Source organism: Bacillus sp. HY001 (genome assembly GCF_007558965.1).
Lineage (GTDB): Bacteria > Bacillota > Bacilli > Bacillales > Bacillaceae_G > Bacillus_A > Bacillus_A mobilis.
In genome coordinates this window covers 1-26,419 of sequence record NZ_VLTE01000129.1, presented here as the reverse complement: position 1 = coordinate 26,419, position 26,419 = coordinate 1, and the positions used below count along the sequence as shown (strand labels likewise).

Below are 26,419 nucleotides of genomic sequence, written 5' to 3'. Positions count from 1 at the left end.
GGAGAAATGACATATATGTTTGATGTAAATCAGGGGCGTTATGCTACAAAAGCGGTACAGAATAAAATTCCATTAGAATTACAACAATTTTTATGGCTTATTATTGATTGTCGAAAAGCTGCTGGAGATCGACTGGACTGCTTGCAAGTATTTGAGTTGCGATCAGATCATGAACATCAACTCGTATGTAATACACAAGATTATCCACCTTTGCAATTAGAATACAAATTTAAGTTAAATTCTAAGGAGGAGATTACCTGTAAAGTCTGGTTAGTAGATAGTGGAGAATATGCAACTATGCTTTTACCATCAGATTACTGATAAGATACAACAATAAAAATAGGGGTGAAAAGGATGAGTTTTAAATCAAGTGAAGTCTTAATTGAAGTGATTAAAGTTATTTTACACATAATTGGCAAGAAAGATAAGTGATTTAAATTACATTTTATATAGAAGTGATGGAAAGAATTCTTTTCACTTATGTGCTTCTTGTTGTCTTCGTGAGTGGAAGGATTATTTTATTTAGAAAAGAGAGATTACATTGAAATGTAGTTATTAACTGCTAAAAGCTTATAAAGTAAATAAGGAAGAAGAGTAAGTAGAGACACTAGAAAAGAATGATAATATATTATTCATAGATAAACTACAGAAGGAACAGTTAACAAATAACCTGTTCCTTTCTTTTTTTGTAGGATTATTTTCCGTTAAATATTACAGAATTACAAGATTACATATTACAATATGGAACTTTATATAGAAAGATAAATATAATTTTATTATGATAATTATGTATATTTCTTATTTATCTGGTTTTTTCATTCCTGTTGTAATGTTGTTTACATAGTAATTAAATTTTATTGGGGAGTTTGAAATGGACACTATAAAAACAAAAAAGCTATATAACAATTTAGAAAGTAAAAGACTCGAACGAAATGAAAGAGAAGCAATTTTTGGGATTAGTAAAGATTTTAAACGTATTTTTAAAAAGCATAAAATCAATATGTCGATAAGGTGGAATCTTGATATTACAGGTCCTAACGATCAGGTGATTAATAATTTTTTTATATACCCAACTCATAAGATATACTATTCAAATGGTAGGGAGGAAAAAGAAGTAGGATTAAGAATTCGAATTATAAAATTAAATGAGCGATTATATGATGTTTTTGACATTGATTTACGAACAGAAGTGTTAGAGAAAGCAGATTGGTTGACTTCGAATATTATTGATAAGCGGCTTAGGTTAAATATTAATAGCAACCTGATAAAAAAATATAATAAATATCTCCTTGTTATGCGTGAATATGCAGAAACAAAATTGAAGAAAAAATCGAAAATTATATACACAGATCAAATGGGATGGATAAAATGTTGGGGTAAATGGGGGTATGTACCTGTTACGGATTCTCAAAGTAACTCTATTATATATGACAAAAATTTGCTATCTAAGTATAAACTAAAGATGAATAAGGATATATTACCAGAAAAAGCTTTTCAAGATACGATGGCTATGATAGATATTGCGGATAAGAAGATAACAATACCTTTGTTGGCATATACATTTCTTTCTGTAGTGACAAGTTTAATTAAATATAGTGAGTCAAGCTTAAACAAGTTCTGTATATGTATTACTGGGAATAATGGCGACTTAAATCGAGTTGAACTTGCAAATATTTTTTGTAATTTATATGATAGGCAGCCGAACATAAAAAGTATTAATGCAGCATTTCATTCTAATGGCCCGTGTAGTATTGAAGAATTTCGAAGTATGTCATCAAAAATTCGCGATAGTGTTTTTATTATAAATACTGAGAAGCAGAATCAGAAAATATCCATGGCCCGAAAATTATTACATAATTACAATAATGAGAATATGTTTTTATTGTTAAACGAAGATGAAATCAATCAAGATTTCATTTTGAACTTGAATATAAGCGATATTCAAGTTGAGACATCATTATTAAATCAAGCTAAATTAAACCCTGAATCGTTTACAACATGTGTCGCGCATTTCATTAATTTTTTTGCTAAAGTTTTTAGTGATATAAAAAAAAGAGAGAAGATTAGAAAGGAACTGGTTAAACTTTATAAAGGTTACCAAGACTTTTTTAATAAAGACAATGTAGAATATGATATAAACAAAATACACATGGATTCACTTTTATTAGTTGGTTTCAATTTGTTACTACATTACGGAAGTAGTATTAAAGTAATAGATGATAAAATGATAGAGCATTATCATGAAGAAGCTTTACAAGTTTTTAAGCATAAAAGTACAACTGTTTTTTCAATGGATACAGAGCATACAAAAGCTAAACCTATTTATTTTCTTGAACACTTACTTCAATTGCTAGAAGAAAATGAACCTCAGGATAAAAACGATAGTTCACTTGATCATTCTAATAGTGTAGGATGGTTTGAAAGTGAAGAAATTCTATACATTCCAAACAATATTTTTAAGAGGATTGAAGAGATACCGAATGATAATCAACAAAAAATTAGTTCTTCAAGAGTGAAAAGCGAAATTTATGGAGAACTATATAAAAATAGAGTTATATTGCAACCAGATCCTGATAAAGAAATGAAAAAAATTCAAGTTGGTACCATAGAGAAAACGATAAATGTAGCTAAGTCTTCTATAAAGGCTTTTAGAATGGATTGGGCAAGAGCGAAAGAATACATAAAAGAACAGAAAGAAAAATAAAAAAGTACACGTTTTTTTAACGTGTACTTTTTTATTTTGTATGTAACATTTCTTTGAGTTAAATTATATATCCCCCTCCGCGTACACTCTTTGTACCATTGCATTCTCTCTGCTCTACAGGATAGGAGGCGTTTGTATAGTGATTGATACTATGTACATTACTTGGGAACTTACTAAACGTGAGTATGATGCAGCTGTTAATGCGTTAGATCTATTTTTAAGAAGTAACTCATTAAGCCCTATTCATAAAAAGAAAGGAAGTGATAATAATGCATTGATTACTTATGGTTTAGCGAAATATGGACTTAAAGAAATAAGATTAAGAAATAATAAGAGATATGGTTATAGGGCAATTGAAATTTTGTTAAGACCAAAGTTGTTGGTAGATGAAGGCAATTACAATGATGTGACGCATCTCCATGAATTTGTAATTGTTCGGCATCGATTTAATTGCATATTGAGAAATAAAATAGGTCTGGATGCTCCAGATCTATTTTATTGGAAAGTAAAAAGAATCGATGATGCAATTGATTTAAAAGTAGATGAGCTACTACTTTCTAAATATATGTTCTTGTTTAAAAAGGGAAATTTGCTAAATTATATGTGTAATTCAAATGCTCTACAATATTTTGATGCGGAAAATAATGTATACATTATAGGGAAAAACTTTAGGATTAATTGGTACGATCGTTATATAACTCAATGTAGTAAACAAAAAAAGACAAAGAAGCAATATAACAATCTAGAGGAGCTAAGAGGGAAATTTCGTTTAGAAATTCAAACTAGGGATGTAAGGGGTTATATAAAAACAAAGGATCATTCAGTTTTATCATTTTTAGACATAAAGCGAACCCAGCAAAGAATTATGTACTTCTATGATCTTATTGTGGGCGGTGGAACTTATTATACCTATGATCAAGGTATGGAGATTATTAATAAGGTTTCATGTCAAATTCAAAGGGTTGCATTGCGAAAATGCTATAAATTAATTAATCAAGAAGGGAGTATATGGAGGGCTAGAATGAAATATATAGAGATGCAACCAGATGCTAAAAAAGCTGCAGATTGGTTTAGTAAAAGATTAAATCAGATTAGAAATCTAGAAATTAATCCAGTTGCTTTACCTTCAGAGTGGGGAATATCAAAATTAACAAATCTGAGAGAGGATATCTTGAATTATTTCAAAGATTACCAAGAAACACAGTCTAGTATTATAGTGGACGATTAAAAGCCTGCAAATGTTATAGGAGAGAAAGTCCTTTGCAAACAGCACAATAATGAAAGTGATGAAGAGATGGTTGCTACGCTTTGTAGAAAAAACATCTCTTTTTTGTTTTTTAAAAGTTATAAAATACGACGAGGTGATTAAATTGAATAAGAATGACATTTTAGCTATTAAAAATATGGTAGTTAAACGAATAAATGTACTGTTAAAAGATGTGAACAAAAGTGATGAATTGTATAGAGAGCTATGTAATTATGTGATTGGTCTAGGAAAAGATTTTGGGTATGAAGGAGCAAGGATGAAACTACAAAATTATAATGTGAACAAAAGTGATTATATTGACGTGATTTGGATAAATAAGTTAGGACATATTGAGTGGGCGATATCAATAGACGGGGGTTTGCGTAAAAAATCGATTGCTAAATTGAAAGCAGTTCATACCGAAAATAAATTGTGGTTATATTATGGGAATTCAAAGAAACTAAGAAAATTTATAGAGAAAAATGATCCAAATGGTGACATTACGGTTATACATTTAGGTGATTTTAGAAAGAAAATAAGGAATAAAGATATTTCTAAAAATATATTGAATAAAGCTTTTTAATATAGAATAACGAAAGATAATTACATTTAATTTTCTATAAACATTTAAGTAAAGATAGATTTTCTAGGTATATATTATAAGTTTGAACGTTAAGAAAAGAGGTGATTGGCTGTGTTTGAGAATTATGATGATGTTGTACACGTAGAAGATTTAATGGAAATGTTAGACATTGGACGAAATAAAGCATACGAATTATTACAAGCAGGAAAAGTTAGATCATTTAAAATTGGAAAGTCGTATCGAATTCCTAAGGTGTGTATTCAACAATATGTGCTTTCTAAAGTGAACATGAAAATAGAAGAGTACACGGGAAATAGTTATTAATCTTTCAAGCAGCGATGAAATTATCGCTGCTTTTTTACTTGTACATTTAGGAGAGTGAGGATAATGGCAGGCAGAACAGTAAAGAAAGATCAAAATACAAAGAAATGGTATTTTATTTTAACACATGGAAAAAAAGAAGACGGCAAACCAAGACAATTTAAAAAGAGAGGATTTAAAACAAAGCAAGAAGCGCACAAAGCAATGTTAGAGTTAGAACAATCACTAACATTGGGAACGTATATACAGCCAAACAAAATTCTCTACAAAGAGTATTTGTTAGAGCGATTTTTAGAAGATAAAATGACGAAGGTAAAGAAGCAAACTCTAAATACATATAGATGGATTGTTGAAAAACATATCATTCCAGCAATAGGAGATGTAGAACTAACAAAACTTAATCCGATGATTATACAAGGGCTATATAACAAGCTAACGAAAGAAAAAGCTTTGTCGGATGAAAACATTCAAAAGGTACATACGTTAATTAATGATTCATTGAAAAAAGCTGAAAGATGGGGACTAATAGCTCGTAATCCTGCTGCCCTTGTAGATCGTCCAAAAGCAGTTAAGAAAGAAATAACGGTATGGAATGTAGAAGAGGTAAGGCAGTTCTTGAAGTATGCTAAAAAGAGTGGAAGATACTATATAGCATTTTTACTAGCTTTAACAACAGGAATGAGACAAGGAGAAATATTGGGACTTCGTTGGAAAGATGTAGATTTTGAGAATGGGTGTGTTCGTATTACTCAAACGCTTAGTAGTGATGGAAAAGAACTGTTACCTTATACAAAAACGAGATCAGGTTCACGAACAATTGATTTACCTGAAGAAACAGTTGCAGTTTTAAAGAAGCATTGGCTATTTATAAGAGGTGAAAGAGAAGTAGTTCGTTCTTATAAGAATTTAGACTTAGTGGTATGTACAGAATTTGGTACACCTACTCATAAAAGTAATATTCGTAGAGTTTTTAAATCTATCATTAAAAAAGCGGATATACCTAAAATTAGATTTCATGATATGAGACATACTCATGCGACATTGTTGTTACTACAAGGAGTAAATCCTAAAATTGTATCGGAACGGTTGGGGCATGCTGATGTAAGAATTACACTTGATACATATAGCCATTTATTACCTAGTATGCAGAAAGATACAGCAATCAAATTTGGTGAAATGTTGTTTGGTGAGGATGATAAGTATCGTGTAGAAATTAATTTAGATTAAATTTGTAAATATCCACAGCTCAAGTTTAAAGTAATATTTGTTTAAAGATGTTATTAGAAAAAGAAGAATCCTTGACTTCGGAGGTTCTTCTTTTTTACGTATGTTTTGATAATAATTACAATAGATCTAATTTCTACGCTAATAACGTTATTAAAAATTAGGAAGAGACGACTTTGTACACCTTTTGTGTTTGAAAAATACAATTTAATTATGAGAAGTTAATTGATGTGATAACAAAGAACTAAATTGTAGTTAACTACTCAGAGAGCTTGATATAGTATCATAATTTAAGTATTGGTACTTTATTCCTCAATTAGACTTATTTAGGTCTAATGAGTATTATAGAATATGAGAATATAAGTATTTCTACATGCATATAGAGATAAAAGTAAAACAGGCATAGCTACTAAAAAAGAATTGAAATCTTGGTTTATTGAATTTTCTAGAGATTCTGGTGGAAGTAAACAACTAATGATGGAACATAAAAAAGAACAGAATAGCTATTAGGATGGATGGAGGGCTTACATTGAAAAAAGATAAGAAATACCCAATAAAACATCTTTCATTAAGAGTTCCTTGGCATGACAATCGATGGAACGGTACAATTTGTAATCATCCTCGAGAAAACAGCTCATGTTTAATATTGAAGAATTGTGCATTATCACGTGACGATGAAAAAGAAGAGAGTTTAGCTGGTAAGAGCATTGGAGAATTAAAGCAAGATCAGTTCCCGAGTTGTGTTGGTGAAAGAGGCACTTTCATGAGTGACTTTTCATTTGCGAAACTGATAGAACATCCTTATAAGAAAAGGAATAATGATAAATATTTACATTTTAAAGAGACTCCTTTACGTTTTCCTGCGTATGGTGCAGCAGGTGTGCCATTTTTATGGATGATGCGTGAGGAAGCAGAGAAAAAAGCCCTATTTTACGATTTGGATTATGATATAAATCGTGAACCAGATTTACAGTTTTCTACTACTTGGGTACAGGATTATCATAATCAGAAAGCCTTGCTCGATTGTTTCTTTGAACATGTGGAGCCAATAAACTCATTATGTTTTATTTATGCAAAGGATGTTCCATTTGTTGAAACCTCAGGACGTGTATTAATTGGGGTGGGGCGTGTAAAGCATATTAGTGATGGAGTTGAATATGAGTATGAAGCAAAGGGCAGCATTCGCTCGATGCTTTGGGAACATATGATACAGCATAGTATACGCCCTGATTTTTCTGATGGGTTTTTATTACCTTATCACGATGCTTTAGATTATGCGTTGGAACATCCAGAATTTAATCCTGCCGAGCTTGCAGTTATAGCACCAAATGAAAAATTGACGCAATTTTCATACGCAACAGAGCATGTGACAAATGATACAGCAATTAAAACGTTACTTTTGTGTGTCAATAGTTTAGAAAAAGCGAATCAATTAGGAGTAGGTAATCGAGATTGGGAACCTCAAATTAAATGGCTCCATGAAAGAATAAATGAATTAGAAAAAATTCGTGGACACTACCCTGGGTTAGGTTCAGCACTAACTGCATTTGGTCTTAGTAAAGGGCACTTTATTGCTCAGCAATTAACAGAGCAAATGTCCAATGATAACGTTTGGGAATTAGTGAATAAAATGTTTGCTTCTCCAAGTCAATTGCTTTCTGCAGATTTAGCTAAGACAGTTACTGATACGATTCGACAATTATGGAGGAAAATATATCAAAATTCAGCCTCTACTCGTCTAACGCTTCTGCAATTAATCAGTAGGTTTGATTTAACCATTGAACAAGCAACAAAAGTATATGTTAAAGAAGAACGAGAAAAAGACGGGATTTTTCTCTCTGATGATGATATTCTGGACAATCCATATTTACTAGTCGAACAAACAGTATACTCTGAGGAACCAATTGACTTTTGGACAATTGACTACGGGCTATTTCCTAAAAAGGTGTTAAATGAAGCAGTACTGTTACCTAATAAAGTACAGATGACAGACCCTCTAAATCCTAAAAGAATTAGAGCATTGACTGTCATGCAATTAAGGAAAGCATCAGAGCAAGGTCATACATTACTACCTCAGAAGGAACTGGTACTACAAATTCGCGACTTGCCTTTATTACCAGAATGTCAGGTATCAAAAGATTACTTTGATATCGCTGAAGATATGTTTGGTGGCATTATTATAAGAACAACATTTAATAAAGGCGAAATATGTTACCAGTTAAACGAATTACATGAAATGGGAAAGCTTATTAATTCTACGGTAAGAAAGAGAAAATCAGCGACTCCTTTTTCTATAGAAAAAAATTGGAGAAAGATTATTGATAATGAATTCAAGAATGATCAACTTGATGAGTTAGAAGAACTAGCCAGGGTGGAAAAAGCAGCAGCTCTAGAAACTCTGTCTCAATCAAAGTTTTCTGTACTCGTTGGTTCAGCAGGAACTGGGAAAACAACAATTCTAGCTGCATTATGTGCACAAGAAGAAATTAAAAAAGATGGAGTATTATTTTTAGCACCAACAGGTAAGGCTAGAGTGCGCATGAAAGAGATAACCGCATCTCTTAATATTGAAGCTTACACACTTGCACAATTTTTAAGTAAGTATAACCGCTATGATACTAAAAAAATGCTTTATCAGAGATCGAAAGCAGAAAAATGTATAAGCTATGGGACTGTCATCGTAGACGAATCCTCTATGTTAACAGAAGAAATGCTTGCAGCTCTTTTTGACGCATGTAAAGGGGTTAAACGCTATATTTTAGTTGGTGACGATCGGCAACTGCCTCCAATAGGACCTGGTAGGCCATTTGTAGACATCGTTAACTATTTAAAACCAAATGACATAGATTCACGATTTCCTAAAGTTGGGCCATCTTATTCTGAGCTAACTATACAAAGAAGGCAAAGAGACGAACAAACAGCTGGGAGTATTCGAAAGGATATGATGTTAGCAAAATGGTTTAGCGGGAAACAATTAGATGTTAGTGACGATGAAGTATTCCAGGAGCTTATGTTAGGTAAGGAGTTTCCGGAACTACAAGTAATTTCTTGGAAAGATGACCATGACTTTATAGAGAAGCTCAAACAGGTTCTTGTCAAAACGTTAGGACTAAATAATATAGGTGATGAAAAAGCCTTTAATAATAGTTTAGGGGCATTTGATGGAAAATACTTTAACTTTCAACAAGCAGTGGACAAAATAGAAGAATGGCAAATATTGAGTCCTATCCGCGGTACACAACAAGGAACCTTATTAATAAATAGATTGATTCATCAGTTGTTTCGAAAAGACACCGTCGACTATACAAAATGGTTAAAGTCGGAGTATAGAGCACCAAAACTTCCAAAACCATTAGGTACAGAAGAAATAACTTACGGCGATAAAGTCATAAATACCATGAATCACTCTGTTTATTCCAATCGGGTCTATCCAGAAGGCGGACAGAATTATATAGCCAATGGTGAAATAGGAATTGTTGTAGGCCAATTTAAAAATAAATTTCATAAATTCAAAGGCCAACCTAAAAATACAGAAGTGGAATTCGCTTCCCAAAAAGGTTATAAGTATACTTTCTACCAATCTGATTTTAAAGAAGAAAGGGAGTCAACTCTAGAACTTGCGTATGCAATAACTATTCATAAATCACAAGGTAGTGAGTTTGACACAACATTTGTAGTTTTACCGAAAAATAGTTTCAACCTATCTCGAGAGTTAATATACACTGCACTCACGAGACAAAAGGGAAAAGTGATTATTTTATTCCAAGAGGATAACATTATTGACTTAAAAAAGTACTCTACGGCTATGTTTAGCGAAACAGCAGCTAGACTAACTAACTTATTGGAACAACCAAATGTAAAAGAAATAGAAGGCAAATATTTATCTAACTACCTTATACACGCAGCAAGCGATTATACGATGCTCCGGTCGAAATCAGAACTAATTATTTATGAAACTCTTTTAAAACATCAGCTTGATCCAATGTATGAACAAGAATTAACCATAAATGGTCAAACGAGGCTACCAGATTTTACGATTATTGATGATGATAGTGACATCACTTATTACTGGGAGCATTGTGGGATGCTTACGAATGACATTTATAAACAGCGTTGGGAAGCAAAAAAACAATGGTACTTTGAGAATGGGATTTTACCACTCGAAGAAGGTGGCGGTCCAAATGGGACGTTAATAGTAACGGTAGACTCGCCAGAAAGTGGGATTTCTGTTCCGGAGATAGAAAGTATTATTAAAAAAATGCAGTAATGGTATCCATTAGACCTTAGAAAGTATTGATTATTTAAGGCTTTTGAAAAAGATCGAATTTACTTTGTCTTTACCGAAAAGGTAGTTGGACAACGAAGCATTTGCCTGGATGATATTTAAAATCGGAAGTGTTAAACCTTTTCTAACTTTATCGGTCGGGACAGTATCATTGTAAAAGGTGCTGTCCTTTTGTTTAAACGTAAGCCCGAATTATTAAAATTAAGCATACCTTTACGGTACATATCACAGATAGTCGTATATCATTGTTTTTTATCAGATATACGGCTATTTTATTTTCCACATGTTGTTTACATGTTTTTTGACTAAGGCATACATTGATTTGAAATTTATGGGTTTCGATGAATGGTTAGATTTGGTAGATCTGTCAGTGATTTCATAAGGTATTGATAGAAGTCCACACCGTTCGCTTTCGCACCAGGCTGCTTTTTATTTTGTACATATTCTTCTAGATAAGACAAGTAAATGACAACTATTCAAAAGATCATACTGTTTCTCCACAATTATATCCATGTGACCAACCTTGACTGTTAAGTGGGAAAAAACAATTTTATGTTCTTTATGATGAATGGAAAATAAAATACTTATTTGAGATACCTGTATTGAATAGTAAAGCAATAAAAGAAGTAAAGGAAATCGAACTCTTGGAGGAATACCTTCATTTTGAGTATAAGAAAATAGGAACTGCACGCATTTTAATAGTCATATGGCAGATATAGGGCTTGAGCTACTTTCAAGTCATGACCGACGTTTTATTCATATGCTTGATGAGGAGCGTGGCATTGTATGCCAGAGGTAGCTATTGGATTCTTTTTTTGTAAAATAGATTTAATCTATTATTAAAATTCGATAGAATAGATATAGGAAAATAGTATGAAAAGTTTTTAAGGGTTCAAAGGTCTTGTTGGGGATGCTTTGGAATCATATTTAAAGAAGGATGCAAAGATTTCTGTGACGTAAAGCATAAATTTTATGTTTGGAAAGCTTATTATTAAAGAAATGGAATATAAAAGGAAGTGAAATGGGTGCTTGCCTATCAAAATATTCGAAGTAATTTAATTGATGAATTAGAAACATTTTTAGTAGGCCCTCGCAGTGATGATGAAATATTAGGTTCGAAGATTCGTCCCATGGTACTTTATTTAACAGGCAAATTAGTTCCGCTTGGTGCTACTTCAGATGTTGTAAACGAAAAAGAGAACGTAATCGAAACACATGTTGAAATTGCTGAAGAAGAAATCGATGAACAATTAAAAACAAGAAAAATTTTTAGGCCTTCTAGTATGGGGTTCAGCTTCAAGTTAAAAAAATTAGTCCCAATTGAAATTGAAGCAAGCTGGGCCACATATGAAGGGCAAGAACATAAACGAGAATTTCATCAAGAAAAATGGAAAATAGACTTACGGAAGGCAACTTCAGAATTTCTAACAAATAACAACAACTCCAAAGTTGGAAAGGTTCGATATGCTATTTCTTATCGAAACAATCTTTATCATGTCAGTATTTTCCTTGTTAATTCACTTAAACGTACTGAATACCCAGAACAAAGTGAAGTGATGTTTCAATGTCAATTGAAAGTAAATGTACCTAAAGAGAATTTAGGTGTGTTTACATCAAAGGCTGATGTCTATCACTTACAAGAAGAATTGTTATACCGTGATAAAGAGGAAATAGCTGTTGGTCATGGTGTTGGGGTAGATTGGGTTGAAGCAGAAAGACATACAACGATTTATTCGACCTGGGTGCCGCGATATGAATTACCGAGTGTTGAACATCGTAAAATTGAAAATCAGTCGTTTCTCATGAAAGAACTTAGTGAAATGTCTGCAAAACAATTACGTGAAAAACTTAGTATTATACCACATGCATTTAAGAAATGGTTAGAAGAGCAGAAGGAAATTGTTGAAGAACTACCTGACCATTTAAAACAGGAAGCGATGAAAAATGTTCAACAAGTAGAGAAAATTATCAAACGCTTAGAAGAAGGAATACAACTTGTTACAAAGAGTGATCAATCTTTAGAATATTTAGCCTTCCAGTTTGCTAATAAGGCAATGGTATTACAAAGAGCATATTCAAAAGTGGCTCAAGTATATCGAGCGGAGAAAAAGCGAGTCAAGCCAGAATTAACTGGTGAATGGCGTCTTTTCCAACTTGTCTTTTTGTTAATGAATATTGCAGGTGTATCTAATGAGCAACATGAAGATCGAAAAATTGTCGATTTAATTTGGTTTCCAACAGGTGGAGGAAAGACAGAGGCGTATTTAGGAGTTGCAGCCTACACAATGGCTTATCGACGATTGTTAGCACCTGACCAAGTTGATAAATATGCAGGTGTCACTGTATTTATGCGGTATACATTACGTTTATTAACTACGCAACAGTTCCAGCGAGCTGCAGCATTAATCTGTGCAGCCGAAATGTTAAGAAAGCATAATCTAAAGCAATTAGGTATGGAGCCATTCAGTATTGGGCTTTGGATTGGGGCGGATTCTTCTCCGAATACATTTGAAGATGCTATCGAGAAATTAGAACAGATTCGTGATGGTCAAGAAGTGAAATTGGGCAATCCGATTCAACTATTGCACTGTCCTTGGTGTGGTACAGAATTAACTCACGAGCAATATGAAATTACTAGTAAGTACCAAAAAATCTGTTGTGCAAATGAAGAATGTTCATTTAAACATGGAATACCAGTCTATACGGTTGATGAAGCAATTTATCAAAAGCTCCCAACACTTTTAATTGGCACAGTTGATAAAATTGCCCAACTTCCTTGGAAAAAGGAAATGCACGAGTTATTTGGCAACAAAAATTTATATAGCGTAGACTACGGTTTTAAATATAGTAATACAAAAACTAGAGGATACAGTTCTGTTAATCGGTTAAAGCCTCCAGAGCTAATCATTCAAGATGAGCTTCATTTAATTTCAGGTCCACTCGGATCATTAACAGGCTTATACGAAGTGGCGATTGATTTATTAACGCATCATAATGGAATACCGGCAAAAGTCATTGCATCTACGGCTACGATAAGTGGTGCTGAAGAGCAAATTAAGGCACTATATGGTCGTTCAATGATGCAATTCCCACTTGCAGTTCAAAAAGCGAATGATAATTTTGTATCCGAAGAAATACCGACAGTTGAAAAACATGGTCGTTTTTATGTTGGGGTTTGTGCACCAGGAGTAAGTAATAAAATTCAAGCGATTCATATGTATAGTGCGTATACAACCATTACTAGAAGTCAAGCAAAGTTTAAAGTTGATCCTTACTACACTATGCTTGGTTACTTTAATACAGTGAAAGAATTAGCAGGAATGATGACAACTTTTAAAGATGAGATTATTAGTCGTCTAAATATGTTAGATCCTAATGAAACGTTTAATCATGATTTAGTAATTGAGGAATTAACAAGCCGTAAAAAAGCCCATGAAATTCCACAACTATTAAATCAGATGGAAAAAACGATGTATGAAGGTGGAGCATTAGACGGTGTACTTGCAACAAATATGATTTCAGTTGGTGTCGATGTTGATCGCTTAGGAACAATGATTGTACAAGGTCAGCCAAAAACAACATCTGAATATATTCAAGCGACGAGTCGTGTGGGTCGACAATATCCTGGACTTGTGTTTGTATTGTTAAATTCCATGCGTTCAAGAGATATATCACATTTTGAACGATTCAGAGCTTACCATCAATCCTTATATCGTCATGTGGAGACGATGAGTGTCACCCCTTTTGCAAAAGGAACATTGCACAAAGGACTTACTGGGGCATTTATAGGCTATATTCGTCAAACAATAATGGATGTAAATGCAGAGCAAAGTCCATGTAATGTATTAAAGCTAGAAGAAGAACTCGAAAATAGTATTCACGCTTTTCTAGAACGTGTAAAAGATGCAAACGATGAATCAATTGAACACGAGATACAGGAATTAATTAAATGGTGGATTTCCACTGCGGAAAAATATAGAGAGCAAAAATTGACCTATCGAAAATCAGAATGGGTTAAGTATCATCTATTGAAAGGCTTCAATGAAAAAGGGAAAATAGAAGATGCCCGTCCAGCAATGATGTCTTTACGAAATGTGGAAGGAGCAATTGAAATCGAGGTGCTAAAATCATGACGGTCAAAGAAACGATTAGACCATCCCAATTAATCTATCAATCTGGTCCAGGATCCATAGTTGATTTAATGGAAAAAAGCGTGATGATCAAAGCAGCAGATCAATGGAATACTTGGAACGCTACGAGAGAAGATGATGTGCGTATTACCTCGATAATAGGTGTTAATCATGTAAGGGTTTTAAACGAAAATCCGGATCGTCAAAAAATAAAAGCGATAGATTTTCCAAAATGGAAGATATGTCCTTCATGTCATCGGATGACAACATACGATAACCAGCAATGTTATTTCTGTAAACAAAAAGGTGAAGAAAAAGATTTGTATGCAAGTCGTTTCGTATTAGTTTGTGAAAAAGGACATATTTCTGATTTTCCATATAATGAGTGGGTACATCGCAATCACCAATGCACTGAAAGTACCAAGGAACCAAAATTGAAATTAATAACGAGAGGGAATAGCGGGTCCTTGTCTGATTTACACGTTATTTGTCTCCATTGCCAGCATAGTGAGAGTCTTGGTTCTATTATGAAATCTGATGAGCAAAAGCACAGCTTATTTACGTGTAAAGGTGAACGCCCATGGATTGGTCCAAATGCCAACGAAAAATGTGGTTGCAAGATGAAGACGACATTACGTGGAGCATCGAATGTTTATGCTCCGGCCGTTATTAGCTTTTTACAAGTTCCTTTAACGTCATCAAGTTCAGAACAAGATATCTTGTATATTGTGAAAAGTAATGAAGCCGACTTTAGGGAGGCATACGAAGAGTCAGGGGAAATAGGGCTTAAAATGGCGTGTAAGTTTCTTAAAATATCAACTGAGTTTATTCCAATCATCAAAAATTATCTAAACGGCGAAATTTCTATTGAAGAAAGTACAACCTATGAATCTATTCGTAAGCAAGAATGGAACACCCTAATCCAAAATCACGTAGATGAGCAAAAATTCACATCATCAAAAGTAGAAATGCATCCAGATCTAGTACCGTATTTTGATGCGATATACCGTGTGGATTCCGTTCCAGAAGTTCAAGTATTACAAGGATTTACCCGCCTTGACTATATTGATCGATTAAGTGATGATCCTGTTGAATTACAGCCAGTTGTTAAAAAAGAAGAAAAGTGGTTGCCAGCTGTTCGGAATTATGGCGAGGGAATATTTGTAAAATTTAATTTAGCAAAACTTAGAAAATGGGAAGCGAAGGAACAAATAACAAAAGAAATATTTCAGGCATACAACAACTATCGCGAGGAGTTTGATAACTCACTTCTTCATTTTGAACCAAGACAAATTTTAATTCATACATTTAGTCATGCATTATTAAGGGAATTAGCTGCCTATTGCGGTTATACAACAACTTCTTTAAAAGAACGTATTTATACAATGGATGGCATGCATGGAGTATTGATTTATACAGCTTCAGGAGATTCAGAAGGAAGCTTAGGAGGATTAACGAGCTTAGCTCAAAGCGATAAATTATATCCTATAATTCTTCGAGCCTTAGAAAATATGAGCTATTGTTCTTCTGATCCAATATGTTCCGATGGAGATTTTGAATATCATACAACAGCGAATGGAGCAGCTTGTCATGCTTGTACGTTCGTTGCTGAGACTACCTGTGAATGGGGAAATATGCTGCTTGATCGGAGAACATTAATCAATATTAATCAGAATGAAAAAGATGGTTACTTTGATAATCTACTAAATATATAAAATTGCGTTAGTGAGGTTGAGGTGACAGATAATTGGATATTAAATTAGTTGATAATAAAGGTGACAATACGTTAATCCAAACATTAAAAGATGAAGTGAAAAAGGGGTCTAAGATCGCTGTAGCATCAGCCTACTTTAGTATATATGCTTTTGAAGAACTAAAAAAAGAATTAACTAAGGCAAAGGAATTCCGCTTTTTATATACACAGCCAACTTTTTACGAACATGAGCAGGATCAAAATTATCAATACAAACTAAAAGTTAATAAAGAAAATTATCCAACATTTGATGGAAATGATTTTGAGCTGCCTTTACGAAATAAAATGATCTCCAAATCGATAGCGATAGAAGCGGAAAAATGGATTCAAGGAAAAGCTCAGTTTAAAACTATTTTAGGAGAAAACGCCTTTCCTAAACAAATGATTGTACAAAATGATAAAGATCGAGATGTCCAAATCCAGTCGGAAATTGAGTTTACAGCAGATGGATTAGGCATTACTCAATCCAATCGCTTAGCAAGCTTCCCTGTTATTTTTAATGGTGGTTCTTTAACTAATCAATTAATGAATGAATTTAATCGTATTTGGAATGATGAAACGAAAGTAAAAGATGTAACCCAAGAAGTATTACAGCAGCTTCAATTGATTTCTCAAGAAAATTCACCTGAGTGGTTATACTTTGTTACTCTATATCATATTTTTTCGGAAAACCTAGAAGGACTTTCGGAGGATAATATAATAAAAGAAGGCACGAACTTTAAGGACACAGTCATATGGAATAAGTTATACCCTTTCCAACGTGATGGGATCATTGGTATCATTGATAAAATGGAGAAATATAACGGCTGTATATTAGCTGATAGTGTCGGTTTGGGGAAAACATTCTCAGCCCTGGCAGTTATCAAATATTATGAACTTCGAAATGATCGCGTTTTAGTTCTGTGCCCAAAAAAATTGCGAGATAACTGGACCGTTTATACACAAAATGATAAGCGTAACTCGTTAAGTGCAGACCGCTTTAATTATGATGTACTTAACCATACTGATTTAAGTCGTGATCAAGGATATTCAGGTGAAATTCGCCTTGATACAATCAACTGGTCTAATTATGACCTAGTGGTCATTGATGAATCACATAATTTCAGAAACAATAGTGCGCGTAAAGATAGGTTAACGCGTTATCAAAAGTTAATGCAGGATATTATTAAAAAAGGGGTAAAAACGAAAGTTCTGTTATTATCTGCAACCCCTGTTAACAACAAAATGAACGATATTAAAAACCAGATTGCATTTATTACAGAAGATAACGATGCGGCACTAGAAAAAGAAGGAATTGAATCAATTGATTATACATTAAAGACAGCTCAAGCTGCGTTTAATCGTTGGACCAATTTACCAGAAGAAAACCGAACAACAGAAACTTTTTTAAATATGGTGAATCCAGAATATTTTCAACTTCTAGATTTACTATCGATCGCCCGAAGTCGCAAGCATATTGAAAAATATTATAACGTGAAAGATATTGGCCAATTTCCGACGCGTTTAAAACCCATTTCCATTAAAGCAGACATCGATGTCCAACAAATGTTTATGCAGCTATCACAAGTAAATGAGCGGTTAGAGTCATTAAGCTTTAGTATGTATCAACCGATGAAGTATGTATTATCGCAAAAACGGAATTTTTATGAGGATCTATACGATACGAAAGTAAAAGATGGAAAAAGTACATTTAAGCAAACCGACCGTGAATTTGCCGTTGCTGCGTTAATGAAAGTAAATCTATTTAAACGTTTGGAAAGCTCGATTTCTTCATTTAATTTAACTTTGCAAAAATTAGTGACACGAATAGAACAAACGCTACAATTATTATCTCTTCATAAAAGTGTCATGCTTCAAGAAAATTATGATGAAGCCATTGATTTTGACGATGAACAGTTAGAAGCGATAACCGTTGGGAGTGAAAAGGTCCAAATTCACTTAACAGATATCGATGCCCTTAAATGGCGTGGTGACTTGCAATACGACTTAATGATACTAAAAGAGTTACTACAGCAATCAGAACAAATTATCGCAAGTCGTGATGCGAAGCTTCATGAGTTAAGAGCAACCATTAAAAACAAAGTCGCATACCCAATAAATGAAGGAAATAAAAAAATTATCGTGTTTTCGGCCTTTGCTGATACGGTGAAATACTTATATGACCAACTTGCGGAAGAATTACGAGAACTTGGTTTGCACTCAGCAATGATTGTCGGAAATGGGGCTAATAAAACGACATTAAAAGGAGTTCGTGTAAAAGATATTAATGATGTGTTAATGAATTTCTCTCCTAAATCAAAAGAACGTATCAAAATTGATCCTAAGAAAACAGAAGAGATTGATATTTTATTTGCGACAGACTGTATTTCAGAGGGTCAGAACTTACAAGATTGCGACTATCTAATTAATTATGATATTCATTGGAATCCAGTCCGTGTCATTCAACGTTTCGGTCGTATTGATCGTATCGGTTCTACGAATAAAGAAATTCAGTTAGTAAACTTTTGGCCGAATATGGATTTGGATGAATATATTAATTTGGAAGATCGCGTAAAAGGGCGTATGAAAATATTAAATACATCTGCTTCAGGTGAAGAAGATATATTTGATACGTCAGGGAAGGAAATGAATGATATAGAATATCGACGCAATCAATTGAAAACCTTGCAAAATGAGGTCGTTAACTTAGAAGAAGTATCAGGAGCAATTTCTATTACAAATTTAACATATACTGATTTTAAAAGCGATTTGAGCGGTACTTTAAAAAAATACAAAAAGCAGTTAGCACAAGCACCAAAGGGAATGTATGCTATTACGTCGAATGCGGAATTTAAAGAGGCAGAGCCCGGTGTGATTTTCTGTTTTAAACAACATGGTGTCATTGAAATGAAGAATAATAGCTTAACACCGTATATTTTATTATATGTGACGGAACATGGACAAACTCATATTCATTATACAAATGCGAAACATATTTTAGACATCTATCGTAAACTAGCGCTTGGACAAAGCGAGCCATTAGAGAATTTAATGGTACAATTTAATGAAGAAACAAATGATGCGACAGATATGTCAACGTATATAGACTTAATGAAACAGGCGGTGGATATTATAAAAGATAAACAAGAAGATACAGCATTTGATAGTTTCTTCTCGATTGGTGGAACAAGCATTCAAACCAATATGGACTTCGATTTTGATGATATCGAGCTCATTTCATTTTTAGTGATTAAAGGTGAATCGAGATGAACGAAGAACAATTACTAAGGTCCATTCAACTTCCGAAATCAACCCATGTGTTAAGAACATTTCCTTACAATAAACTGGAGCCAAAGTTAAGTGGGGGCCAGAAAAAAATTGTTTCTGAAAACGTCGTCTCACGAGGGATACGTCTACTTTCGATTATCAGCCCGAATAACGCGAATATTCAGATATTCGAAGATGAGACAGAACGTTTTGAAGAAATACATTTTTATTGTATCGATGTTAATCATTTCAGAAAAGCAGTTGAGGTGTATAAAGTATTTGCAAACATCATGCCGTACCCGCTTGTAATATTATTTACACATGGAAAAAAAACGCGTTGGGTATTGGCCACACATCATAAGCAAAAGCAGACGCATCTATTATCAATGGATACAATCGTTGAAATCGATGAAACCATTTCAATTGAACAAGTAGAAGAGCAGTTGAGTTTTCCGAAAATGGATAACGCAAACTTAAAAACGGTTTATCATTCATGGTTGGAGCAATTGCTACAAATTGAATTAAAGAATAAGTATAATATTAATCGACCTATCAAGTTAGAGAACAATATTTTGCAACAATTAAAAGACCTTGACCGACAAATTGAACAATTAGTCGGTCAAGCAAAGCGGGAAAAACAAATGAATAAACGAATTGCTTTGCAATTCAAGGCAAACAAACTAAAAAGTGCCAAACAAGCAATAATCGAAAAGGAGCAACAACATGGTCAACAAAATGAATGGTGAATCAATAGAGATTACTAAGCAAAATATCGAACGTCTAAAAGAACTATTCCCAGAAGTATTAACTGACGGTGAAAAAATAGATTTTGATATGTTAAGGACTGTACTCGGAGAAGTAGTAGAAGACAATAATGAGCGCTATCAATTCACATGGCACGGAAAAAAACAAACCATCTTAGGTGCCCAAAAACCATCTAAAGGAACACTACGCCCAGTCCCAGAAAAAAGTAAAAACTTTGATACGACAGAGAACCTTTATATTGAAGGGGATAACTTAGAAGTATTGAAGCTTTTACAAAAATCGTATAATGGAAAAATTAAGATGATCTATATTGATCCACCATATAATACAGGAAACGATTTTGTTTATAAAGATGATTTTAAAAGTAGTATAATTCACTATTTAAGAGAAACAGGGCAAATCGATGTGGAAGGAAATTCGACATCTACTAACACGGAAGCAAATGGTCGTTATCATTCAGATTGGCTTAATATGATGTATCCAAGAATAAAACTTGCTAGAAATTTATTAATGGATAATGGTCTTATTTTTATTTCTATAGATGAAAACGAAATGGAAAATTTAAAGAAAATATGTAATGAAATTTTTGGTGAAAGGAATCTAGTTCAAGAAATTGTCTGGAGAAATAAATATGGTGCTGGTGCTAAGACAAAAGGATTTATAGGAGTACATGAGTACATTCTGTGTTACTCAAAAACCCCTATTTTAAATATTGAGGCACCACTAAATGAAGATCAAATTTCGGAATACAATAAAAATAAAGATGAGCATTATTCCATGAGAGGTGGGTATGTTACACAGCCACTTATGACTCGTAGCCTCGATGATAGAGCAAATTTACAATATACAATTGAATATAATGGTGAGACCATTGTTCCTAGAAAACAATGGGTTTGGGAAAAATCAAGATTATTAGAAGCGATAAAAAATAATGAGGTAGTTTTTAATAAGAAAAATGATGGAACATATAGTGTGAGAGCTAAAAAATATTTAAAAAATATTGATGGAACAATGAGAAAAGGAAAGCCACTTTCTTTACTGAATGGCCCATTTACACAACAGGGAACTAAAGAAATAGAAGAAACTTTGGGTAGTAATAAAATTTTTAATTTTCCCAAACCATCTGAATTAATAAAGTACTTATTTTCATTTACTGTAAATGAAGTAGAGGAAAAGGATGGAATATACTTAGACTTTTTCTCAGGTTCTGCAACAGCGGCACAAGCCATTATGAAATTAAATTCAGAAGATCAAGGGCAAAGAAAATTTATTTTAGCACAATTACCAGAAGTTTTAGAAGAGAACTCTGAAGCTTATAAAGAAGGATATCTTACAATTTGTGATATTGGGGAAGAACGTATTCGTCGTGCTGGTGAGAAGATTAAACAAGAGTTAGTTGAAAAGCAGAAAGCAGCTGGAATGTTAGATGAAAATACAGTAGATCCAGAGAGTTTGGATATTGGCTTCAAAGTATTAAAGCTTGATACATCGAATATTCGTGAGTGGAATGCGGATTTTGAAAATATTGAAGAGCAAATGGAATATCATGAGAATCCGCTTATCGAGGGTCGGACTGAATTAGATATTGTCTATGAGATTATGCTAAAACATGGCTTGGAGCTAACGTATCCAATTGAAACATTCGAAGTAGATGGAAAGACTATATATGATATCGCCTTTGGTAATCTATTTATTTGCTTAGCAGACCACATCAATACAAACATTGCAAAAGCGATTATTGCAAAACGTGATGAATATGGTATTGAGACGAGTAGCGTTGTATTTAGTGATGCAGGATTTGAGGGGAATGATTCAGAGAAATTGAATTGTATCGAACTGTTAAAGGGTGCAGGTTATCCAGAAGATAACTTGCTTACGATTTAGAGGTGAGCCGCATGAAAATTCAATTTAGAGAGCTTGATTACCAAGATGCATCGATTCAATCCATAATTCAAGCGTTTGATGGTCAGCAAGTACGTAAATCCGAATTTACAATTATGGATCAAGATGCACAAGGAAAATTATTTGGTGATAAAGGAATAGGTAATAAAATAGATTTATCCGTTAGTAAGCTATTACAAAATGTCCAACAAATTCAAATGGGACAAAGGATTCCAATTTCAGAGTCCATTCCAACACCATTCCCTCAATTTAATATTGAAATGGAAACAGGAACGGGAAAAACTTTTGTCTACTTAAAATCCATTCTTGAATTAAATAGAAAATATGGCTTTACAAAGTTTATTATTGTTGTACCTTCTGTTGCGATTAAAGAAGGGGTTATGAAGTCGATTAGTATGACAAAAGAATATTTTAAAGCACAAATGCAGGGAATTGTTTATCGGGCATTTATGTATGACAGCAAAAACTTAGATAATATTCAAGCTTTTGCAACGAATGATGATGTGGAAATTATGATTATTAATATCCAGTCTTTTAATAGTAATGATAAGATTTTCAATCGAGAGGATATGGACTCGCTTTATGGTATTTCGCCAAAAGAGTTGGTAAGTGAAACAAATCCGATCGTTATTATTGATGAACCACAAAGCGTTGATAATACGGAAAATGCACAGAAAGCCATTGCTACTTTAAATCCATCAATGATTTTTCGCTTTTCGGCAACACATAAAAATAAAAGCTATCCTTTACTTTATAAGCTAGGTCCTGTAGAAGCCTATCAGCAAAAATTAGTAAAGCAAATTGAAGTTGCTGGCATTAAGAAATCAATTGATGGAAATGAAGCATATATGAAGTTGATTGGCATAAAAGCTACAAAGACATCGATTACAGCCACAGTTGAAATGTATGTAAAAAACAAAACAAGTATCGAGAAAAAAGAAATTAAACTAAAAAAAGATGATGATGTTTATCTTAAATCAAAACGTATTGCCGCATATGAACAAGTTGGTTTTGTAAAAGACATATCAGCTAAGCTAGGAAATGAGTACATTGAGTTTTCAGGAGAGCCGTCAATTATTCGTTTAAGTCAAGCCATTGAGAATGACTTACAAGTAAAACGGGCCCAAATTCGTAAAACGATTGAAGAACATTTAAATAAAGAATTAAAACTAAACCCAATTGGTATTAAGGTTCTTAGTTTATTCTTTATTGATAATGTAGCAAACTATCGACAATATGATTCTGATAATAATCGTATTTTAGGAGAATATGCAAAAATATTTGAAGAAGAGTACGAAGATGTCATTTGCTCCGAGAAATATAAAGCATTACGTGATTGCCATGCACCAGTTTCTGAAGTACATGATGGGTATTTCTCTGTTGATGGGAAAGGAAAAATCAAAAATACGAATGGAACTAGTCAATCAGATGAAAGTACGTATCAAATCATTATGAAAGATAAAGAAGACTTGCTTACTTTCTATGACGAAGAAAAAGGGAATGTTAAAAAAGCGCATAAACTTCGCTTTATTTTCTCGCATTCTGCATTAAAAGAAGGTTGGGATAATCCAAACGTCTTTCAAATCTGTACATTAATCGAAACAAAGGATACCATTACAAAACGTCAAAAAATTGGCCGGGGCCTACGGATTGCAGTCAACCAAGAAGGTGAACGAGTGCCAGGTTTTGAAGTCAACACACTTACAATTATGGCAAATGAAAGCTATGAGGAGTTCGCCTCTGGTCTGCAGAAAGAATACGAAGAAGAAGGCATTGAATTTGGCGCATTTGCAGATGACTTTTTCAGTTCATTAGTGATTGCTGTCGATCCTGAAACAGGTTTCAAAACACCACTCGGTCATCAAAAATCTAAGGAATTAGTTACCTATTTAAAAGAAAGAAAATATTTAGATGCTAAAAACAAAGGGACAGAAGCATTAGCTAAAGTAATTAAAGAAGGCTCATTTGACATTCCAGAAAGCTTTAAAGAAATTGCAGAGGATATGAAAGAAAAAATAACAGCTGCGATTCAAGAAAAATTCAATATTGATAAAATTGAAATCAAAGATCATGACAATAAAATTTCTATAAAATTAAACAAAGAAGCACTTGCTGGTCCGTTTATAGAGCTTTGGGAGCGAATTAAATATAAAACAAAGTATTCAATTCGGCTCGATTCGAAGTCATTTATAGAACAAGCGGCAAATAAATTATCTGAAGAACTTGAAGTCCGAATTACTAGACTTGAATATGAGCGACATAGATTAGAAACAACGGGATCAGGTATAATGACAGTGAAAGAGGAACAAACAACTTTTGCTACGTCTGAGCAGCAATATAAAAAAGCACCAGATCTTTTAACGTATTTACAAAATGAAACGAAATTAACACGTAAAACACTAATTGCCATTTTGAAACAGAGTGATACTTTACGTGATTTTAGACGGAATCCGCAAGCTTACATGATGGAAACAACTCGTATTATAAATTCCGCCAAAAGCTTGGCTATAGTAGACGGTATTAAATATGAGAAATTACCGAATGGGGAAGTTTATGAACAGTCCCTATTTGTACAAGAAGAAATAGAAAGTTACAAAGACTCTGTCGTTCCAGTTCACGACAAACGTTCTCCATATGATCATGTTATTGTCGATTCAGCTGTGGAACGTGAATTTGCTCAGGCTTGTGAACAAGATCATAATGTGAAATTTTATATTAAACTGCCAACAGAATTTAAAATTAAAACTCCATTGGGAACTTACAATCCTGACTGGGCATTATTACTGCAGCAAGATGGAAAAGATAAATTATACTTCATTGTTGAAACGAAAGGTAGCACTGCTGCAGAAGATTTACGTCCTACGGAATTAGCAAAGATTCGTTGCGGTGAAAAACACTTTGAAGCAATTGATACAGGTATTACATTCAAAAGAGCCTCGGAGCAACAAGCTATCTATTCTTAAAAAAGGAAATAGTTGATACTATCAATTCACCATTAAATATGGTGCAGATAGGAAACGGAAACAAAAAAAAGTGGGGGGAATCGCTGACCTCTACGCTGTCAGCGTTAGGAAAGCCATTTTTCACCCTGCTATTTTAATACATCTCAGAATTAGGAAGTAATATACATGGTTAATTAAAATCCACACAAAATACGGAACCGTTGACCAAAAGAGAGTTATTGACCAAATCTTGACCAAGAAGCAAAGAATTGACCTTTTAAAAAAATACAAAGGTCTGCTACATAAAGAAAACCCCTTGATTATCAAGGGGTTTTTCGTATGATCCCGACTGGTCTCGAACCAGCGACCTCCACCCTGTCAAGGTGGGGTTTAATTTATTAGTTTTCTTCTTGCATTATAAAATTCCAAAAACGTTTTAATTCTTCACGCTTTTGGGATGGAGCAAGTTTTATATCATTTAACCATTGATCTAGTTCTTTATTGTTTCTGTCCTCTTTAACATTAAAATCTCGCCCTAGAAGAAAATCAGTAGACACATTAAAGTAATCTGCTATACGTATCAAGGTATTGTAATCAGGTTGACGTTCATTGCGTTCATACATACCAATTGTACTTTCACTTAGTTGAAGTGATTGGGCAAGTTCTTTTTGTGTAATGCCTTTTTGTTTTCTTAAATCACGAATTATATTTCCAAACGTTTTCATTCTATCACCTGATAATATATTAACACATTATGTGTTAAATAATTAAAATTTTTAAAAGTTGATAATTATAATCTATTGACAACACAAATTGTGCGGTTTATATTTTAATTAACAACACGAAATGTGGTTTTAGGGGTGAGAATGTATGAATTATGAAAGAGTAGCTGAAAATCTAATTAACTTAAGAAATGGAAGATCTAGAGAAGAGGTGGCAAAAGCAGTGGGAATCAGTATTAGTACATTACAGATGTATGAAAATGGACAGAGAATCCCACGAGATAATATAAAAATAAAATTAGCTAATTTCTATGGTGTTACAGTCCAAATAATTTTTTTTGATTCGGAACAACACGAAGTGTGTTGAATAATGTTAGACTTTTAAGATGCTGTAGTGATTTTTTAGAAATGTAAGCTTAGAAAATGTATTAGGCAATTTTACATAAAATTATAATGTTTTTATCATTATATATAAATTATAGGGGGATTTACATGAACATGAAAACATTTGAAATGCGTGAAAAACGATTAGCAGAACTATTAGGTGCAAAGGTACTATGGGAGTTTATAAGTGCTGTAACAGAGGAAATAGAAAA

The 26,419-nt window shown here is 33.3% G+C and carries 16 protein-coding genes; 14 read left to right on the top strand and 2 right to left on the bottom strand.

The genetic code is table 11. The features are described 5' to 3' along the window. Positions 1-15 precede the first annotated feature (15 nt). The 7 genes from FOT98_RS29030 (at position 16) to FOT98_RS29000 (ending at position 10,345) form a co-directional block, all read left to right on the top strand. Positions 16-321 (top strand): DUF960 family protein, encoded by a 306-nt coding sequence (locus tag FOT98_RS29030; RefSeq protein ID WP_074585654.1) that lies wholly within the window; start codon positions 16-18, stop codon positions 319-321. A gap of 550 nt (positions 322-871) precedes the next feature. Then, positions 872-2,704 (top strand): hypothetical protein, encoded by a 1,833-nt coding sequence (locus FOT98_RS29025; RefSeq protein WP_074585656.1) that lies wholly within the window; start codon positions 872-874, stop codon positions 2,702-2,704. A gap of 139 nt (positions 2,705-2,843) precedes the next feature. Then, positions 2,844-3,932, top strand: coding sequence for a hypothetical protein (locus FOT98_RS29020; protein ID WP_074585658.1), 1,089 nt, complete (start codon positions 2,844-2,846; stop codon positions 3,930-3,932). 142 nt (positions 3,933-4,074) lie between these two features. After that, positions 4,075-4,533, top strand: a complete 459-nt coding sequence (locus FOT98_RS29015; RefSeq protein ID WP_140384271.1) for a hypothetical protein — start codon at positions 4,075-4,077, stop codon at positions 4,531-4,533. Positions 4,534-4,644: 111 nt separating this feature from the next. After that, complete coding sequence (locus FOT98_RS29010; RefSeq protein WP_074585665.1) at positions 4,645-4,857, top strand: helix-turn-helix domain-containing protein; 213 nt, start codon at positions 4,645-4,647, stop codon at positions 4,855-4,857. A gap of 63 nt (positions 4,858-4,920) precedes the next feature. Beyond that, positions 4,921-6,081, top strand: a complete 1,161-nt coding sequence (locus tag FOT98_RS29005; RefSeq protein ID WP_074585667.1) for a site-specific integrase — start codon at positions 4,921-4,923, stop codon at positions 6,079-6,081. A 508-nt stretch (positions 6,082-6,589) separates the two neighbouring features. Continuing rightward, positions 6,590-10,345 (top strand): ATP-dependent DNA helicase, encoded by a 3,756-nt coding sequence (locus FOT98_RS29000; RefSeq protein ID WP_074585669.1) that lies wholly within the window; start codon positions 6,590-6,592, stop codon positions 10,343-10,345. A gap of 347 nt (positions 10,346-10,692) precedes the next feature. Here FOT98_RS29000 and FOT98_RS33120 read toward each other — a convergent pair whose 3' ends face one another. After that, positions 10,693-10,824 carry a hypothetical protein gene (locus tag FOT98_RS33120; RefSeq protein ID WP_256943798.1) on the bottom strand — a complete coding sequence of 44 codons (132 nt, stop codon included), beginning with the start codon at positions 10,822-10,824 and terminating at the stop codon, positions 10,693-10,695. 564 nt (positions 10,825-11,388) lie between these two features. Here FOT98_RS33120 and drmA point away from each other — a divergent pair. Genes drmA through FOT98_RS28970 form a run of 6 tightly spaced genes read left to right on the top strand, consistent with a single transcriptional unit; the run spans position 11,389 to position 25,122 of the window. After that, positions 11,389-14,496, top strand: a complete 3,108-nt coding sequence (drmA, locus tag FOT98_RS28995) for a DISARM system helicase DrmA (RefSeq protein ID WP_224742154.1) — start codon at positions 11,389-11,391, stop codon at positions 14,494-14,496. Beyond that, positions 14,493-16,208 carry a DUF1998 domain-containing protein gene (drmB, locus tag FOT98_RS28990; protein WP_074585671.1) on the top strand — a complete coding sequence of 572 codons (1,716 nt, stop codon included), beginning with the start codon at positions 14,493-14,495 and terminating at the stop codon, positions 16,206-16,208. Before drmA ends, drmB begins: the two co-directional genes overlap by 4 nt. Positions 16,209-16,240: 32 nt before the next feature. Beyond that, complete coding sequence (locus FOT98_RS28985) at positions 16,241-19,495, top strand: helicase-related protein (protein WP_074585672.1); 3,255 nt, start codon at positions 16,241-16,243, stop codon at positions 19,493-19,495. Next, positions 19,492-20,238 (top strand): DUF4391 domain-containing protein, encoded by a 747-nt coding sequence (locus tag FOT98_RS28980; RefSeq protein ID WP_074585673.1) that lies wholly within the window; start codon positions 19,492-19,494, stop codon positions 20,236-20,238. Before FOT98_RS28985 ends, FOT98_RS28980 begins: the two co-directional genes overlap by 4 nt. Further along, the gene (locus tag FOT98_RS28975) at positions 20,216-22,141 is read left to right on the top strand and encodes a site-specific DNA-methyltransferase (RefSeq protein ID WP_074585674.1); all 1,926 of its coding nucleotides are present in this window, start codon (positions 20,216-20,218) and stop codon (positions 22,139-22,141) included. The genes FOT98_RS28980 and FOT98_RS28975 overlap by 23 nt, the downstream gene beginning before the upstream one ends. 11 nt (positions 22,142-22,152) lie before the next feature. Next, a complete protein-coding gene (locus FOT98_RS28970) occupies positions 22,153-25,122 on the top strand; it encodes a restriction endonuclease (RefSeq protein WP_074585675.1) in 2,970 nt (989 codons plus the stop codon). Between the two features lie 377 nt (positions 25,123-25,499). Here FOT98_RS28970 and FOT98_RS28965 read toward each other — a convergent pair whose 3' ends face one another. Next, complete coding sequence (locus FOT98_RS28965; RefSeq protein ID WP_000846665.1) at positions 25,500-25,826, bottom strand: helix-turn-helix domain-containing protein; 327 nt, start codon at positions 25,824-25,826, stop codon at positions 25,500-25,502. A gap of 145 nt (positions 25,827-25,971) precedes the next feature. On the opposite strand from FOT98_RS28965, the gene FOT98_RS28960 reads away from it, so the two are divergent. After that, positions 25,972-26,190 carry a helix-turn-helix transcriptional regulator gene (locus FOT98_RS28960; protein ID WP_001105579.1) on the top strand — a complete coding sequence of 73 codons (219 nt, stop codon included), beginning with the start codon at positions 25,972-25,974 and terminating at the stop codon, positions 26,188-26,190. Positions 26,191-26,419 lie beyond the last annotated feature (229 nt).

Bases quoted from the DNA above. Each gene is read 5' to 3' on its own strand.
- FOT98_RS28980 (WP_074585673.1), top strand. From the start codon at position 19,492: ATGAACGAAGAACAATTACTAAGGTCCATTCAACTTCCGAAATCAACC.
- FOT98_RS29030 (WP_074585654.1), top strand. From the start codon at position 16: ATGTTTGATGTAAATCAGGGGCGTTATGCTACAAAAGCGGTACAGAAT.
- FOT98_RS28960 (WP_001105579.1), top strand. From the start codon at position 25,972: ATGAATTATGAAAGAGTAGCTGAAAATCTAATTAACTTAAGAAATGGA.
- FOT98_RS28970 (WP_074585675.1), top strand. From the start codon at position 22,153: ATGAAAATTCAATTTAGAGAGCTTGATTACCAAGATGCATCGATTCAA.
- FOT98_RS28965 (WP_000846665.1), bottom strand. From the start codon at position 25,826: ATGAAAACGTTTGGAAATATAATTCGTGATTTAAGAAAACAAAAAGGC.
- drmB (WP_074585671.1), top strand. From the start codon at position 14,493: ATGACGGTCAAAGAAACGATTAGACCATCCCAATTAATCTATCAATCT.
- FOT98_RS29025 (WP_074585656.1), top strand. From the start codon at position 872: ATGGACACTATAAAAACAAAAAAGCTATATAACAATTTAGAAAGTAAA.
- FOT98_RS28975 (WP_074585674.1), top strand. From the start codon at position 20,216: ATGGTCAACAAAATGAATGGTGAATCAATAGAGATTACTAAGCAAAAT.
- FOT98_RS29005 (WP_074585667.1), top strand. From the start codon at position 4,921: ATGGCAGGCAGAACAGTAAAGAAAGATCAAAATACAAAGAAATGGTAT.
- FOT98_RS29000 (WP_074585669.1), top strand. From the start codon at position 6,590: ATGGATGGAGGGCTTACATTGAAAAAAGATAAGAAATACCCAATAAAA.